The sequence below is a fragment of the Clostridium fungisolvens genome (assembly GCF_014193895.1).
GTDB lineage: Bacteria > Bacillota > Clostridia > Clostridiales > Clostridiaceae > Clostridium_AR > Clostridium_AR fungisolvens.
In genome coordinates this window covers 2,450,584-2,466,597 of the sequence record NZ_BLZR01000001.1, presented here as the reverse complement: position 1 = coordinate 2,466,597, position 16,014 = coordinate 2,450,584, and the positions used below count along the sequence as shown (strand labels likewise).

The 16,014-nt window shown below is 30.9% G+C and carries 14 protein-coding genes and 1 riboswitch; of the genes, 9 read left to right on the top strand and 5 right to left on the bottom strand.

Annotated elements, in window-relative coordinates:
• Positions 1 to 13 precede the first annotated feature (13 nt).
• The 4 genes from panB to bsdtw1_RS23495 all read right to left on the bottom strand — a co-directional run bounded on the left by panB (position 14) and on the right by bsdtw1_RS23495 (position 3,235).
• On the bottom strand, positions 14 to 841 hold the full coding sequence (gene panB / locus bsdtw1_RS10575) for a 3-methyl-2-oxobutanoate hydroxymethyltransferase (RefSeq protein ID WP_183277538.1): 828 nt from the start codon (positions 839 to 841) through the stop codon (positions 14 to 16).
• 2 nt (positions 842 to 843) lie between these two features.
• Positions 844 to 1,704: a Rossmann-like and DUF2520 domain-containing protein gene (locus bsdtw1_RS10570; RefSeq protein ID WP_308463789.1), complete on the bottom strand. Its 861-nt coding sequence runs from the start codon at positions 1,702 to 1,704 to the stop codon at positions 844 to 846.
• A 270-nt stretch (positions 1,705 to 1,974) separates the two neighbouring features.
• Positions 1,975 to 2,439: a hypothetical protein gene (locus bsdtw1_RS23500; RefSeq protein ID WP_244638147.1), complete on the bottom strand. Its 465-nt coding sequence runs from the start codon at positions 2,437 to 2,439 to the stop codon at positions 1,975 to 1,977.
• A gap of 13 nt (positions 2,440 to 2,452) precedes the next feature.
• Positions 2,453 to 3,235: a hypothetical protein gene (locus bsdtw1_RS23495; RefSeq protein ID WP_244638146.1), complete on the bottom strand. Its 783-nt coding sequence runs from the start codon at positions 3,233 to 3,235 to the stop codon at positions 2,453 to 2,455.
• Between the two features lie 630 nt (positions 3,236 to 3,865).
• Here bsdtw1_RS23495 and rsgA point away from each other — a divergent pair.
• Both rsgA and bsdtw1_RS10555 read left to right on the top strand, forming a co-directional pair.
• Complete coding sequence (rsgA, locus tag bsdtw1_RS10560) at positions 3,866 to 4,912, top strand: ribosome small subunit-dependent GTPase A (protein WP_183277537.1); 1,047 nt, start codon at positions 3,866 to 3,868, stop codon at positions 4,910 to 4,912.
• 467 nt (positions 4,913 to 5,379) lie between these two features.
• Positions 5,380 to 6,303, top strand: coding sequence for an aldo/keto reductase (locus bsdtw1_RS10555; RefSeq protein WP_183277536.1), 924 nt, complete (start codon positions 5,380 to 5,382; stop codon positions 6,301 to 6,303).
• A gap of 167 nt (positions 6,304 to 6,470) precedes the next feature.
• On the opposite strand, the gene bsdtw1_RS10550 is transcribed toward bsdtw1_RS10555, so the two are convergent.
• On the bottom strand, positions 6,471 to 6,968 hold the full coding sequence (locus bsdtw1_RS10550) for a hypothetical protein (RefSeq protein WP_183277535.1): 498 nt from the start codon (positions 6,966 to 6,968) through the stop codon (positions 6,471 to 6,473).
• Between the two features lie 252 nt (positions 6,969 to 7,220).
• Here bsdtw1_RS10550 and bsdtw1_RS10545 point away from each other — a divergent pair, with 252 nt between their 5' ends.
• The 7 genes from bsdtw1_RS10545 to bsdtw1_RS10515 all read left to right on the top strand — a co-directional run bounded on the left by bsdtw1_RS10545 (position 7,221) and on the right by bsdtw1_RS10515 (position 15,558).
• Positions 7,221 to 7,415: a hypothetical protein gene (locus bsdtw1_RS10545; protein ID WP_183277534.1), complete on the top strand. Its 195-nt coding sequence runs from the start codon at positions 7,221 to 7,223 to the stop codon at positions 7,413 to 7,415.
• 387 nt (positions 7,416 to 7,802) lie between these two features.
• Positions 7,803 to 9,533: an oleate hydratase gene (locus tag bsdtw1_RS10540; RefSeq protein WP_183277533.1), complete on the top strand. Its 1,731-nt coding sequence runs from the start codon at positions 7,803 to 7,805 to the stop codon at positions 9,531 to 9,533.
• Between the two features lie 245 nt (positions 9,534 to 9,778).
• Positions 9,779 to 9,895, top strand: a riboswitch (SAM riboswitch).
• Positions 9,896 to 10,137: 242 nt separating this feature from the next.
• Entirely contained in the window at positions 10,138 to 11,292 is a 1,155-nt protein-coding gene (locus bsdtw1_RS10535) for a trans-sulfuration enzyme family protein (protein WP_183277532.1), read from the top strand.
• 1 nt (position 11,293) lies between these two features.
• Positions 11,294 to 12,427, top strand: coding sequence for a trans-sulfuration enzyme family protein (locus bsdtw1_RS10530; protein ID WP_183277531.1), 1,134 nt, complete (start codon positions 11,294 to 11,296; stop codon positions 12,425 to 12,427).
• A 145-nt stretch (positions 12,428 to 12,572) separates the two neighbouring features.
• Positions 12,573 to 13,979 carry an AmmeMemoRadiSam system protein A gene (gene amrA / locus bsdtw1_RS10525; protein WP_183277530.1) on the top strand — a complete coding sequence of 469 codons (1,407 nt, stop codon included), beginning with the start codon at positions 12,573 to 12,575 and terminating at the stop codon, positions 13,977 to 13,979.
• A 14-nt stretch (positions 13,980 to 13,993) separates the two neighbouring features.
• A complete protein-coding gene (gene amrS, locus bsdtw1_RS10520) occupies positions 13,994 to 14,848 on the top strand; it encodes an AmmeMemoRadiSam system radical SAM enzyme (protein ID WP_183277529.1) in 855 nt (284 codons plus the stop codon).
• 284 nt (positions 14,849 to 15,132) lie between these two features.
• Positions 15,133 to 15,558, top strand: a complete 426-nt coding sequence (locus bsdtw1_RS10515) for a MerR family transcriptional regulator (protein ID WP_183277528.1) — start codon at positions 15,133 to 15,135, stop codon at positions 15,556 to 15,558.
• Positions 15,559 to 16,014 lie beyond the last annotated feature (456 nt).

The window sequence follows — 16,014 nt, the reverse complement described above, 5'->3', positions numbered from 1 at the left end:
CCCTCCCTAGAATTTAATAAAGTTTTTCTAATACATCGTCGGAAATAGTAAATTCATGCTCTGCTGAAGGGAAGACTCCATCATTTACTTCGTCAATATATTGAGAAAAAGCTAGCTTCATTTGATCACCAATGTTTGCATATTGCTTTACAAACTTAGGTTTAAAATCAGAGAAAAGAGCAAGTAAATCCTGATAAACAAGTATTTGCCCATCACATTCTTTTCCTGCACCTATCCCAATTGTAGGAATTGATATCTTTTTTGTTATAATTTCAGCAAGTTTAGCAGGTACACACTCAAGTACAATTGCAAAAGCTCCAGCTTCTTCAAGCGCCAAAGCATCTTCAATCAATTTTTTTGCAGCGGCTTCGCTTTTTCCTTGAACCTTAAACCCGCCAAATGAGTTTATCGATTGAGGGGTTAGACCAATATGACCCATGACAGGAATTGAAGCTTTTACTATTGCTTTAACATGTTCTGAGAATTCTGATCCACCTTCAAGTTTAATAGCATGAGCTTTTCCTTCTTTTATTAATCTACCGGCGTTACAAACTGCATCGTATACAGAAGTTTGATAAGACATAAAAGGCATATCGCAAACAACAAGTGAATTTTTATTTCCTCTTGTAACAGCTTTACAATGGTGAAGCATATCGTCCATAGTAACACTTAAGGTATCTTCATAACCTAGGCATACCATACCAAGAGAATCACCAACTAAAATACCATTAACTCCCGCTGAGTCAATTAATTTTGCAGTAGAGTAGTCATAGGAAGTTAGCATAGTTAGCTTATTGCCATTATTTTTCGAGTCTTTAAAGGTAGTTACTGTATTTTTCAATTTTACTCCTCCTGATTTATCAATAACTTTTCCAATTTCTCATAATCAATATTCATATTTTTAAGTTTAGAAAGATATAAAAGTTCCGAAGACAAACTAGCATAATTAACTTTATGTTCTTTAGGTATAACATCAAGATGCTTTTTTATAGTATTTAAATCACATCTTTCCACTGGTCCAGTTAGTGAGTTAATAAGCCCATTTTTTTTAACATTCTCAATATTGGACAATATTAGTGGATAAAGTGCGTTTATTGCATCTTTTTCACTGAAGCCATACTCTTTGAGATAAGAGCAGGAAAAGCTTATAAGAGCATTGACTAAATTGCTTGATGTAACAGCAGCTAAGTGATAAAGAGTTTTATCTTCTTTGTTAAGTATTATTATTGGGTTTTTTAGTTTTTCGAACATGGAAACAAAACTCTCAAGATATTTTTTATCACCTTCAATAGTAAAAAATGCATCTTTAAGTTTTTTATAACTTTCATATTTACTGGATATTGGAAATAAAGGGTGAATTGAATAAGCATATGCATCAGACTTTTTGATATCAGAAAAGATATTGGAAGAAAGAGAGCCACTAGCGTGACAAATTATTTTTTCTCTTATATTTAAAATTTTTATGCGCGCCCATATGTTAGATATTTCATCATCAGGTGTAGTGATAAATATAATATCACTTTCAAAAACTAAATCTTCTAAGTTAGAATAGAATCTGGTTTCAGTAAAGATTGCTGCTTCTTTTGAAGAAGTCAGAGTCTTACTAAAGTATCCAGTTACTTGAATATTATTTTGGACAAAGTATTTTCCAAGAGAAAAACCAACTTTGCCTGCTCCTATAAAGCCAATTTTGATAGGCGTCACCTCCAGTTAATTAAAGACATAAGTCTTCATTATAAGATGATACCTGATATAAAATATGTCCCATTCATTTAGATATGCGCATAATTTTTATGTATTAAAAAGTCTGGTGTAGCTCCTTAGATGCCACCCATGTTAACAATTTACTATAGTTTTATTAAAAAGTAAATATTAATGTTTAGCTAATGCAAGAAGGAGGTAGGAAAATTAACAGTAATAAAAATTTAAAAAATGGGATAAAATCAATGTTTATGTGCAAAAAGAGGATAATAGTCAATTTTTGTTTAGTGATAAACTACTAACACCAAGAGCTCTATTTGACCAAAGTATAGACTTGATCATATCCGATTGAGTATCAGTACACTCTATTATCAGCACAACTTCAGTACCTCTTCTATCTTTACTTTTATTTTTAGATTTTCTTATAAGTATTAGTTTAATAGTTAATCCTAACACTATGCCTATTAATATACCTATTAATCCCCATAAGAAAGGGCCCCATTTTAATACAAAACCATATATTTCTCCAAAGATTCCACATATAACAGCCAAGATTGAAGGTAAATCTAATAAACTCAGGCCATCTGAGCTATGAATAGAATCAAAGAGTCTTATATCTTCGTTTCTTTTATCAATAGGGATAGCTAAAATATTTTCTTTCTTTATTCCCTTCATCTCTATTTCAGTAATGGCTAACTCCAAATATATTGAATGATCAAAAGTAGAAATTATATGCATTTTTACACCTCTTTCATTTTTTAAAGGGCATATTAAAATTTGATGACTGATAATTTTTCTTTAAAAATTTTGCTTGATCCCAATCAAATAATTTGTTAGTTTCAATTGTATTTGTGTAAGCATCATACATGGCAAATAAATATACCGAAGGTATATTTAGAAACCACTGCATATCTAATATTTCTTTAGCTTGTTTAAAATCCCCAAGTAAAGTGCAATGAGCTGAAGGGAGAAAATTAGAGTTATAGCAAATAATAATCCACCATACTATGAGAAAAAATGCTGTAATAAGTCTATGAAGATAAAGTTGACCAGAGCCTGGCACTAGCAGTGACCACATAGTAGCAACCCATGGGTTTCTTTTATCTAAATAATTAATTTCAATAAAATTCATCTTGAATGGTTTGATATCGCTATCTTCTCTTCTGGCTAGTAAACATACATGATTTAAGTCTACAGTACTTCTATAGCTATCCCAAATTGCAAAGATGTATATAGGAAGATATAAAGATAACCACTGGATATTTACAACTTGTTTAGCTTTTTCAAAATCGCCGATACAGGAATATAGAATTAATAGGTTAATATGTGCTTTATAGTTTATAACTATTTCCCATAGGAAGAGAACCAGACCACGTAAGTATTTTGAAAGTAGAAGGTGGCCCATACCTGGAAATGCCATGGACCAAGCTGCTATAATAAAAGGATTTCTAAGATGAAGTTGTGTTGTTCCAAGGATATTTACATATAGCAAGGTTCTTCTTGCATAGCTTTTATCAAATTGTGTATTAGACATATGTTGGGCTCCTTGAGATGCATAATTTATAAGTTAAATCTGTTATAGTATAAGTAGATATTTAATAACTATAACAAAAATGCAGTTATTTACTTGAAAAAGTTCTTATTAGTAAAATAAGTAAAAATGTTGACAAAATTTGTGAAGGTGAATAGAATGAATACATAAAGATACTTAAAAATGGTATTTTTATTTTGAAAGGAGTGTTGTTTTATGAATGCAAATTTAAAGGTGATTGCAGTCTAAAACTAAATATGGGCAAAGATATAACTGTAGGGTAAGCATACCCTTTGTTTGTGTTGTATTTTTGCAGTAATATATAACCTTTCATAATATACTGTCTAAAATGGATTAGTAACACGGCAGGAAGGTCGTGTTTTTTTTGTATCGTTATATAGCTTTTAGCTATATAATTCTGCATGTTTTAACCGTAGAAAGCAGCGCATTAAGGGTTGTTTATCTACGGTATTTTTATGCCCATATTTAGACTGAAGCAAGGAGAAAACATTTAGAAACTTATATCAGAATATTGATATAAAAACAAAGATTTTTTAAAGGAGTGATTTAATATGGTGAATTTAATCGGTAATTTTAAGATAGAAAACAACTTTATAAATTTGGAGGAATTAGATGAATAATAACACTATAAAACAATATGGATATAATGAGTTTTATGAAAGACAAATAGACAAAATTGAAATGGATTGTAATGAATTAGTACCTGCAAGAATTCTTGAAGTGCATAGAGAATATTACAAAATTATAACAAATGACGGTGAAAATAGTGCAAAGCTTAAAGGATCAATTTTTTATAATGATAGTGCTAGCACTGTATATCCAGCAATAGGGGACTTTGTTTTAGTTAAGAAAAATCCTATGGGAGATGACACAATATATAAAGTACTCGATAGAAAAAGTAAGTTTGCAAGAATGGATTCTTTTAATGAAAAAGAGCAAATAGTAGCTACAAATTTCGATTATGTGTTTATCGTCACATCACTTAACTATGATTTTAGTATTAATAGAATTGAACGATATTTGACTTGTGCTTGGGAGAGTGGAGCAAACCCTGTTATAATTCTTACTAAAGCAGATTTATGCGATGAATATGAAAGCTATAAGGCTGAATTAGAAACAGTAGCTATTGGTGTACCTATTATTGCTGTAAGCTCATATACAGGACAGGGATTTGATGAAATTAAAGAATTCGTAAAACCAGGAAGGACAATTGTGCTTCTCGGATCATCTGGTGTAGGAAAGTCATCGTTGGTAAATGCCATAGCTGAAGAAGAGATAATGCGTGTAAATGGTATTAGAGAAGATGATAGTAAGGGGAGGCATACCACAACTCATAGGCAGCTTATTATGCTAAATAATGGTACAATGATAATTGATACTCCTGGTATGAGGGAGCTTGGCATGTGGGTAGTTGTTGATGGTCTTAATGCTACTTTCTCTGATGTAGAACAATTAGAGCTTAATTGTAAGTTTAGTGATTGTAAGCATCAAACTGAACCAGGCTGTGCGGTTAAAGCTGCACTAGAAAGTGGTGAATTATCTACTGAAAGATGGAAAAACTTTATAAAACTTAAGAAAGAAGCTGCATTTGCAGAGAAAAAAGCTAAGCTATTAAGTAGAGATAAGAGCAGTAATAAGAAAAAGCAATTTGCTAGATAAGTAGCAGTATTAAGTTGGATCTTAGTATCCAACTTTTTTATTCCTTAGGAATTTATAACTCAATTATTTCTTAGGATAATTATGCAGTCAAACTTAAAACATAATACGATTTTAACAATAAAAAATAAGGATTTGTCGCTTGTAAGATTCTTCACTACGTTCAGAAAAGGCAGATGGGCAAAAAAATAAAACTTATTCATCTGGCTAATTTTCCTCAATGAATGGAAAGACAGATGTGCAAAAAGGCTTATTTAAAGTAAGGTGAGTAATAAAGATAATACTGTAAATATTATAGAAAGAACTGGTTATTTTCAAAAACAGAAAATGTTTTCATTTGAATTTCGATAAAAAGTTTTGTACAATAAAAATAGTAAATTAAATAGGTAAACAATTCTAATAAATTTAAAATCTACAACAATTGTTGGTTTTCATAATTTATAGTGAAAGTTATACTAGGAGGCGAAGTAATGAAAAACATAAAAATAGGTAATGGTAAAATCGATGGTTCCGAAATTTCTCTTGGTTGCATGAGGATGGCTGCATTAAGCAAAGAAGAAGCTGAAAAAGTAATAAGAGTTTCTTTAGAAGAAGGCATAAATTTCTTTGATCATGCAGATATCTATGGCGGTGGAAAATCTGAAGAAATATTTGCTGATGCAATACAAATGAATTCAGATATAAGAGAAAAGATGATAATACAAACTAAATGCGGAATAGTTCCAGGTAAGATGTTCGACTTTTCCAAAGAACATATCTTAGCATCAGTAGAAGGAAGCTTAAAAAGATTAAAAACAGATTATGTAGATACTTTATTATTACATCGTCCAGATACTTTAATGGAACCAGAGGAAGTTGCAGAAGCATTTACTCAGCTACATGATAGCGGGAAGGTAAAATACTTTGGAGTAAGTAATCAAAATCCAATGCAGATAGAGCTTCTAAATAAATACTTAGGTGAAAACAACATTATAATTAATCAATTACAGTTTGGTGTTATGCATACTGGAATGATCGATTCAGGTATAAATGTAAATATGAAGGTTGATGGATCTGTAGATAGAGATGGAAGTATTCTTGAATATTGTCGACTTAAAGATATAACAATACAAGCATGGTCTCCATACCAATATGGATTCTTTGAAGGGGTATTCTTAAATAATGATAAATTCCCTAAAGTAAACAAAAAAATTGATGAGATTGCAGAGAAAAAAGGTGTAACAAATACAGCAATTGCTACAGCTTGGATTTTAAGACATCCAGCAAAGATTCAAACAATAGTTGGTTCAATGAGTCCGAAGCGTATAAGAGAAATCTGTGCAGCTTCAAAAGTTGAACTTAGTAGAGAAGAATGGTATTCAATATACCTTGCAGCAGGAAATAAATTACCTTAAATGTTATAATTAAAAGCATTCCGAATTTAAAAATTAAATTTGGGATGCTTTTTCACTGTATAGGGATAATTTATAAGTTTAAAACAATTACAAGATTAAAAATTATTATATATAGCTAATTAAAAATTAACTGAAGAAAGTCGCTTGAGCTTTTACTATGCTTTTATTCATGCAAATAAGTAAAAATAATTATAAGAAGCCTCAATTGAAGGTCTCTGATTAGTGTTTTTTATATCTGTGCTACCTAAAGAATTAGATAATATAGCTCCGATCCCAAAGAAAAGCATGTATATAGTTATTAAAGCCATAATTATAAATTTTATAAAAAAGTTGCGTTTTTTAAATCTTATGCTTTTTTCTGATAGGTAATACATAAGATAAAAAGATGCTAAAAGGTTTAAAGAACCAAAAATTTTATTATGATCTAAAAATAAATAAAGATACAAGATAATAGATACTGGAATAGTCAACCACCTAGGTATCTTAATTAAACTAATTTTATCAGTCTTAAAATTCGATTCATTTAATGTAAGATCATGCTCAATAGTATTATCGCAAATCTTTTGATTAGACTTTATTTTGCCTCTAGAATCAATATGGGCAACACCAATTAAATTTTCATTAAAACTTGGAGTAGTTTCTTTATTGTCAATATCTATGTACATTTTTCCCCCTAATACAAAGTGGTTATATTAATATTATACATCTACTAAAGTGTATATGACACATGAAATATTAGTTAAGGATATATTCACATACATATTTAATTTTAGTTTTAAATACTTTGGTTATAAGATTTCAACAAAGATCTTTATTTTAGTTCCTTTAATTTGAACGGGCCATATATTATTTATTATGAGGCCTTGTAGGATTAATTAAAGGTTTAAAAATAATAATTAAAAAAAGGTGTATAGGTAATGGAAAATGAGAACATAACTGGCGAATATGAGCTACGTGGAAGCAAAAATAAAGCTGAGCAAAAAAAGCTTAAAAAAATTGTAAAAAAGAAAGCTAAAAAAGCAGCTAAGAAAGGTTATAAAAAGGGTTTTAAGGCTGGATTTAAAGCAGGTTTTAAGAAGGCTTTGGAAGAAAGCAAGGGTAAGAGCTTATGATATATTTCTAAACTAAAAAACTAATTTTCCACGATTGGAATGAAAATGACTTGGTTGAATTTCTTACTTTGGACTTGTGTTTAGTTTCTAATTAAAACTTTATATTCATACATATAGCCTCCTATTAAACAAGTGTAATAATGATGAGTATATTAATATTTAATTATACAAAAAATTGTAGATATGTGTAAAATTTTATTATTATTATGTTATAACAAGTGTTTAAATTAATGATATAAAATTTTGTGATTTCTAGACAAATCATACAAACTGTATAATTACAATGAAAAATCATTGTCCTATAATTGAATTAAAGAGTTTCTAAACCAGAACTTAGATTGCACTAGTTTGATAATTTATTTATTAAAATTAATGGAGGAAAAAGGTATGAGTAAAAAGTCTAATAAGGATAATGTAAATATATTACTTGCATTAGGAGCATTAGCTGGTGCTGCAACAGTAGCAGCAATTGGTGCAAAAAAGTTAAAGGAAAGAGCAAAAGAAACAGATAAAAGTTTACCTAAAATTAATAACAGTGAAGACAAACAGGTTTACTTTGTTGGAGGCGGATTGGCTTCTTTAGCTGGAGCAGCTTATCTTATAAGAGATTGTAATTTTAAAGGTGAAAATATTCATATAATAGAGGGACTTAAGATACTTGGTGGCAGTAACGATGGTGCCGGAGATGCAGTAAATGGTTTTATCTGTAGAGGCGGTAGAATGCTCAATGAAGAGACTTATGAAAATTTCTGGGAGCTATTATCAACTGTGCCATCTTTAGAAATGCCTAACATGAGTGTAACTGAAGAAATATTAAATTTTGATAAATCCCATCCAACTTATGCGAAAGCAAGACTAATTGACCGAAATGGAGTTATTCAAGATGTAACTAGCATGGGTTTCAACAATGCTGATCGTATGGCACTTGGGAAGCTTATGGCTACATCTGAAGATAAACTTGATGATATGACAATTGAACAGTGGTTTAAGCATACACCACATTTCTTTGAAACAAATTTTTGGTATATGTGGCAGACTACCTTCGCTTTTCAAAAGTGGTCGAGTTTGTTTGAATTCAAGAGATATATGGATCGTATGATTTTTGAGTTCTCCCGTATAGAAACTTTAGAAGGTGTAACAAGGACTCCATATAATCAATACGAATCTGTTATTCTTCCATTAAAAACTTATTTAGAAGGTTTTAATGTTGATTTTAGTATAAATGCTACTGTTACTGATCTGGATTTTAAACCAGGTGAAGAAATAACAGTAACAGCAATACATGTAGAAGATAGCGAAGGGGAAAAAGTTATCGAGCTTAAGGATGACGATGTGTGCATTATGATAAATGGATGCATGACAGATAACGCAACTTTAGGCGATATGCATAGAGCACCAGAATATACTCCTAATAAGCCAATGTCAGGAGAATTATGGGCTAAAGTTGCTAAGAAAAAGTGGGGGCTTGGAAATCCAGAGCCATTCTTTGGTCATCATGAGGAAACAAACTGGGAGAGTTTTACTGTAACTTGTAAAGGTAATAAGTTACTTAAGCTTATTGAAAGATTTTCATCAAATGCTCCTGGTAGTGGAGCACTAATGACTTTTAAAGATTCGAATTGGTTGATGAGTATAGTGGTTGCAGCTCAACCACATTTTAAAAATCAACCACTTGATACAACTATTTTCTGGGGGTATGGATTATATACTGATAGAATAGGTGATTATGTAAAGAAACCTATGAGAGAATGTACTGGAGAAGAAATATTAATAGAGTTATTGCATCATCTTCATATGGAGGATAAGTCAGAAGAAATAATGGATACGGTGGTAAATGTAATTCCATGTATGATGCCATATATTGATTCTCAGTTCCAACCAAGAAAGAAGACTGATAGACCAGAAGTTGTTCCAAAGGGGTCAACGAATTTTGCAATGATAAGTCAATTTGTTGAAATACCTGAAGATATGGTATTTACTGAAGAATATTCTGTTCGTGCGGCTAGAATTGCAATATATTCTTTATTCGGTGTGAAAGATAAGAAAATTTGTCCAGTAACACCATATAAGAAAAATCCTAAGGTTTTGAAGGACGCTCTAAAGACATCTTTTAGATAAAATTAGAAAGTTACGTAGATAAGTAAAGAGGGCAATTAAGATATATAACTTATAGAATATTAGTTTAATATTATGGATTTATCGTAAGATAAATCCATAATATTTTTTATCATATAGAAAAATATAAAATTTTTAAGCAACCATTAATATGGAAAAGTAATTATTGAATTGGCAAAATTTTATAAAATAGGTTGACAGAAAACTAATGCCAAGAATATAATATGTATTAATTGAATAATAGTTTTAACTTATCTCGAGAGGTGGAGGGACTGGCCCTGTGAAACCCGGCAACCAGCATGAATTTCATTTAATTTGTGTAATGGTGCTAATTCCTGCAGTTTTATATAACTGGAAGATGAGAATAGATTTCTGTTGTAAATACATGCCAGAGTTTATTCTCTGGCATTTTTTGCTGTATTCAGAAAAACAAAATTTTAGTGTTATCAAAACCTAATAATCTCAAGTCTTTACCATAGTTTTTTGGAAATTCAGTAAAAACAAAACTTATTCGGTTACTAGTTTTTTGTATATACTGAGAAAAGAAATCACAGGTGAAAATTCAGTTATAGACTTTTATAAGCAAAATATTAAGGGGGCATTTGATATGTGTGCAGAAAAATTACTAAAGTTTGAGACTACAGCAGTACATGGAAGTAAGGGATTTGATCCATTAACAGGAGCAATAAGCTTTCCAATCTATCAAACTGCTACATTCAAGCATGGGGGCTTGAATGAAAGTACCGGATATGATTATTCTAGGTTGCAAAATCCTACTAGAGAAGAGGTAGAAAACACTGTAGCAAAACTTGAAGGAGCTAAATTTGGTGCTGGTTTTTCTACAGGGGTGGCAGCAGTAACTGCTGTATTAAGTCTTTTTAAGCCAGGTGATCATATTTTGGTTTCTGATGATTTATATGGAGGTACTTTTAGATTATTTAGAGATATTTATGGACCTTATGGAATAGAGCATGATTTTATAGATACCGCTGATTTGAATGATGTAATAAATAATATTAAAGAAAACACTAAGGCTATTTTTATTGAAACCCCTTCTAATCCAATGATGAAAGTTGTAGATATAAATGGAGTGGTAAAGCTTTCAAAAGAGAAAAATCTAATTGTAATAGTAGATAATACATTTTTAACTCCATATTTTCAAAAACCTCTTAATTTAGGAGCTCATATAGTTGTTCATAGTGGAACTAAGTTTCTTGGTGGACATAATGATACCCTTGCTGGTTTTGTGGTAACTAATGAGGAGTGGATAAATGAAAGAATAAGATTTTATGAAAAGTCTACAGGTGCAACATTAGCGCCTTTTGATTCTTGGTTAATACTTAGAGGAATAAAAACATTACATATAAGAATGGAAAAAAGTCAAGAGAATGCAATAAAAGTTGCTGAATTCTTGAAAAAACATCCTAAGATAAAAGAAGTGTTTTATGTAGGATTACCTGAACATAAAGGATATGAAATTTCTAAAAAGCAGGCAACTGGCTTTGGTTCCATGATATCATTTAAAGTGAAAAATCAGGAAGATGTAGCTAAAATCTTAAAAAATGTTAAAGTCATAAACTTTGCAGAGAGTTTAGGTGGTGTTGAGACTTTAATTACCTATCCACAAACTCAAACACACGCAGAAATTCCAGCTGAAATTAAGAAGAGGCTTGGAGTAACAGAAGATTTATTAAGGCTATCAATAGGCATTGAAAATATAAGTGATTTAATTGAAGATTTAGAAAGCGCGTTGGGGTGTTAATATGAGATTTGGTACAAAATTAATTCATAATGGAAATGAGATAGACGAAGAAACAGGTGCACTTAGTATACCAATTTACCAGGCTTCTACTTTTCATCAAAGAGACATAGATAACTTTGGAAAGTATGATTATTCTAGAAGTGGAAATCCCACAAGAGAAGCATTAGAGGATACAATAGCTCAACTTGAAAATGGACACAGAGGTTTTGCCTTTTCTTCAGGTATGGCAGCGACATCATCTGTTTTATCAATATTTTCATCTGGAGACCATATTGTAATCTGTGAAGATGTTTATGGAGGCACATATAGGATTACTACTAAAGTACTTAGCAGATTTAATATTGAGTTTACTTTTGTAGATGCATCTAAACTAGAAAATATAAGAAGTGCAATTAAGGAAAATACAAAAGCTATTTTCTTAGAAACACCTTCAAATCCTATGCTTAAGATAACAGATTTAAAAGGTGCTATTTCTATTGCTAAGGAGAAAGATATAATTGTAATAGTAGACAATACTTTCATGTCACCATATCTTCAAAGACCACTTGATTTAGGTGCTGATATTGTAGTTCATAGTGCTACTAAATTTATAGGTGGACATAGTGATGTGGTAGGTGGACTTGCTGTTGCTAAAACTAAAGAATTAGCAGATAGAATATACACTATACAAAATTCTTTTGGAGCTATACTTGGACCACAAGATTGTTGGCTGCTTCTCAGGGGGATTAAGACTTTAAAAATAAGATTAGATGCTCATCAGGCAACTGCATTGAAGCTTTCAACATGGCTTCAACAGAAGGAACAGGTAGAAAAAGTTTATTATCCAGGATTAGAAGGTCATATAGGAAAAGATATTCATTTTTCTCAAGCTTCTGGTGCTGGAGCAGTGCTTTCTTTTAAGTTTAAAACTTTAGAGCAAACAAAATATTTTCTTAACAACATTGAGAATGCTGCTTTCGCTGTTTCTCTAGGTGGTGTTGAAACTATCGTTTCTTATCCAGCGAAAATGTCACATGCAGCTATACCTAGAGAAGAGAGAGAAGCACTTGGTGTAAGTGATACCTTAATTAGGGTATCTGTTGGTCTAGAAGAATACGAAGATATAATTGAAAGCTTTGAAAAAGCCATTCTTTAAGAGGATATATATCAGCTGCTTGCATATGGAATAATATATAAGCAGCTGATTTTTTACTATATAGTTTACTGTAGTATTTATTATTATAAGTTGGTAAAACTAATTTTCAGATTACGGATATAACTATAATAAAGAGGTGATTGTTTTGAGTTTAAGAGGTTTCTATTTATTGCCGCATCCTCCAATAGCTATACCAGAGGTAGGCAAGGGCGAAGAAGAAAAGATAAGTGCAACTGGCGGCAGTTTTCATGTGATTGGTGAAGAGATTGCTAAAAAAGCTCCAGATACTATTATATTAGTTACTCCTCATGGAGTGATGTTTCAAGATGCTATTGCCATAAGTTATGAGAATGAGATATATGGAGATTTGAAAAACTTTAGAGTTCCTAATGTAAAGATGAAACTTAAAATAAACAAAGAATTAACAACAAAAATATACGAAATAGCTTATAGTGAGGGAATACCTGTTATAATGGCTACTAATTCTCTTTTAAATAAGTATGATCAATCAGTTACATTAGATCATGGAGCAATGGTTCCTCTTTACTTTATAAATAAACATTATAGTAACTATAAATTTGTACATATAACATATGCAGCCTTAAGTGATATTGACTTATATAAGTTCGGAATTGCAATAAGAAGAGCTGTGGAAGAATTAAATGAAAATGCTGTTCTTATAGCAAGTGGAGATCTATCTCATAGGCTTAAAGAAGAAGGTCCTTATGGATATAATCCTTATGGCGAGAAGTTTGATAAGGAGTTTCTTGATAACTTAGCAAAAGGTGATGTTAAAACCGTACTAAGTATTGATAAAGAAACTGTTTGCGAAGCTGGTGAATGTGGAAGACGGTCAACAGTAACGCTGCTTGGCGCACTTGAAGGTAAAAAGTTTAATGGTGATCTTTTGAGTTATGAAGGAACTTTTGGAGTAGGATATGGAATAATGAAATTTAATGTTTTGTCTGAAGATGAGCCAAAGCTAGGTGAATTAGAGGAACTTAGAAAGTCACAATATGAAAGAAAGAATAAACAAAGCGATCCTTACGTAAGACTTGCAAGAGAAAGCCTTACTACTTATTTAACTACAAGGAGAAAGCTTAGAGAAATTCCTGAATATGTACCAAATGAAATGAAAAATATGCAAAGAGGTGTGTTTGTATCGCTAAAAAAACATGGTGATTTAAGAGGGTGTATAGGTACTATATTTCCAGCAACTGATAATGTAGCAAAAGAAATTATTAGAAATGCTGTAGAAGCAGGAATAAACGACCCGAGATTTTATGAAGTGGAAGAAGAAGAACTTCTTGATATTGATTTTTCTGTAGATGTTTTGACAGAACCTGAGGTAGCAACAAGGGAAGATCTAAATCCAAAGGAATATGGTGTAATTGTAAGGTGTATGGGGAAAACAGGACTTTTACTACCAGACTTAGAAGGGGTAAATACAGTTGAGGAGCAACTTTCTATAGCCTTAGAAAAGGGGAATATAGATCAAGAGGACGAGTACACTATACAGAGATTTCAAGTTATAAGACATAAAGAAAGCTAGGAGAAGGCTATAAAATGAAAAAAGAAGCGATGTTTTATGAAAATCTTAATGATAAAGTACACTGTTATTTATGTCCCCATAATTGTGTAATTGAAAATGGGCATATAGGAAAATGTAATGTGCGAACTCATGAGGATGGAAAACTTTATACCTTAAATTATGGAGAAATAACTTCAGCTGCATTAGATCCAATAGAAAAAAAGCCACTTTATTACTTTAAACCAGAAAGTTTTATTTTATCAGTGGGTAGCTTTGGATGTAATTTTGTATGCGGGTTTTGTCAAAATTATAGGATATCTCAACAGATAGCCAAAAGTGAATTCGCTTCAAGAGAAGAATTAGTAAAAACAGCTTTGACCACAAAAGATAACATAGGATTAGCATTTACTTATAATGAACCTAGTATATGGTATGAGTATGTATATGACTGTTCAAAACTTCTAAAAGAAACTGATGAAAATGCTTCTGTTGTTATTGTAACCAACGGATATATAAGTGAAGAACCATTGAAGAAGCTACTTCCTTATGTTGATGCTATGAATATAGATTTAAAAAGTTATAGTAACAGCTATTACAAAGATTTATGTGGTGGAAGCTTGAAACCTGTATTAAATACTATTGAAATAGCTGCACAAAAATGTCATGTTGAAATAACCACTTTACTGGTTAGCAGTGAAAATGATAGTTTAGAAGAGGTAGAAGAAATAGCAAAGTTTTTAAGTAATATAAATAAAGATATACCACTGCATCTTTCAAGATATTTTCCACGTTATAAATTGATGAATTCTCCAACGGATTTAACATTTATGAGGAAAGCAGAAGAAGTTGCGGGCAAATATTTAAATAGAGTTATATTAGGGAATGTATAGGGACTAAGAAAAAAACATTCCTGCTAATGATAAATATATCTGTTAATGATAAATATATTCGTAATAACTGTTGATATTGGATGTGTTTTATATATTTCACAAACTTACGAAATATAGCAACTCGCCAATGGTTACAGTCTTAACTTAGGGATGTTTACTTTAAAATTTTTAGAAATATAAAATTTTTAATAAATTCTGTCTATACCACTTGACTTATATACTATAAAAGGAGTTATATTAAACTTGTACAAAAACCTAGGTCATAGAAGGGAAGTTGTTTTTTTATGAAATACACAATAAAGCAGGTAGCCGAAAAATTTGATTTAACTGAGTATGCAATAAGATATTATGAAAAAGAGGGATTACTTCCAAATATAGCCCGTGATGAACATGGGGTTAGAAACTTCAGCGAAGATGATATTGAATGGATAAAACTTATATGCTGCTTACGTAACACTGGAATGGCCATTTCAAAGATTAAAAACTTTGTTACTCTTTGTATGGAAGGCGACGGAACTTTAGAACTAAGACGAGAAATAATTTTGGCACAAAAGAAGATAACTGAGCAAAAAATTAAAGAGATGAACAATAATCTTGAAATGATTAATTGGAAGCTTAATTATTATACTGGTCTAATTAAAGATAAGAAATCAGAGAGCAGCTGTTGTAGTTCTATCAATAACTGCGAAAATAGTGGAGCTGCGGTATAGTGAATTTTTATAAGAAGATAGAATAAAAAAGTAAACTATTCTATAAATATATACTGATATTCATGAGCTGTGAATTTTAATAGGTGTATATATAGTATAGTTTTATTTAGAAAAGAAATTAATCCTAAACTTTTTATCAGGTTTTTAAGGGTTAATTTTTTTACTTTATTTAATTCTACAAAACATTTCGAATTTCATTTAAGGACACTACCGTACCATATTTTGTGCAAGACTAAAATCGCTTAAGATGAAATTACTATTGCAAACAAGAATTTAGTTTTTTATTTTAGGAAAAAGATTTATTCACTGTATTGACTTAGAGTACACTTTAAGGTGTAATATTTATAATATATGGAAACAACATCAAATAATAGTATTTTAAAAGGAAAATTTTGAAGACCCATATTGTCAAATCTTTATCATAATTGCCCGCGGAGCCTAGCTTATTAGTATGGC

What these genes read in the sequence shown, in the direction of transcription:
- bsdtw1_RS23500 (WP_244638147.1), bottom strand. Translation starts at nt 2,439, where the DNA reads ATGCATATAATTTCTACTTTTGATCATTCAATATATTTGGAGTTAGCC.
- bsdtw1_RS23495 (WP_244638146.1), bottom strand. Translation starts at nt 3,235, where the DNA reads ATGTCTAATACACAATTTGATAAAAGCTATGCAAGAAGAACCTTGCTA.
- rsgA (WP_183277537.1), top strand. Translation starts at nt 3,866, where the DNA reads ATGAATAATAACACTATAAAACAATATGGATATAATGAGTTTTATGAA.
- bsdtw1_RS10555 (WP_183277536.1), top strand. Translation starts at nt 5,380, where the DNA reads ATGAAAAACATAAAAATAGGTAATGGTAAAATCGATGGTTCCGAAATT.
- bsdtw1_RS10550 (WP_183277535.1), bottom strand. Translation starts at nt 6,968, where the DNA reads ATGTACATAGATATTGACAATAAAGAAACTACTCCAAGTTTTAATGAA.
- bsdtw1_RS10545 (WP_183277534.1), top strand. Translation starts at nt 7,221, where the DNA reads ATGGAAAATGAGAACATAACTGGCGAATATGAGCTACGTGGAAGCAAA.
- bsdtw1_RS10540 (WP_183277533.1), top strand. Translation starts at nt 7,803, where the DNA reads ATGAGTAAAAAGTCTAATAAGGATAATGTAAATATATTACTTGCATTA.
- bsdtw1_RS10535 (WP_183277532.1), top strand. Translation starts at nt 10,138, where the DNA reads ATGTGTGCAGAAAAATTACTAAAGTTTGAGACTACAGCAGTACATGGA.
- bsdtw1_RS10530 (WP_183277531.1), top strand. Translation starts at nt 11,294, where the DNA reads ATGAGATTTGGTACAAAATTAATTCATAATGGAAATGAGATAGACGAA.
- amrS (WP_183277529.1), top strand. Translation starts at nt 13,994, where the DNA reads ATGAAAAAAGAAGCGATGTTTTATGAAAATCTTAATGATAAAGTACAC.
- bsdtw1_RS10515 (WP_183277528.1), top strand. Translation starts at nt 15,133, where the DNA reads ATGAAATACACAATAAAGCAGGTAGCCGAAAAATTTGATTTAACTGAG.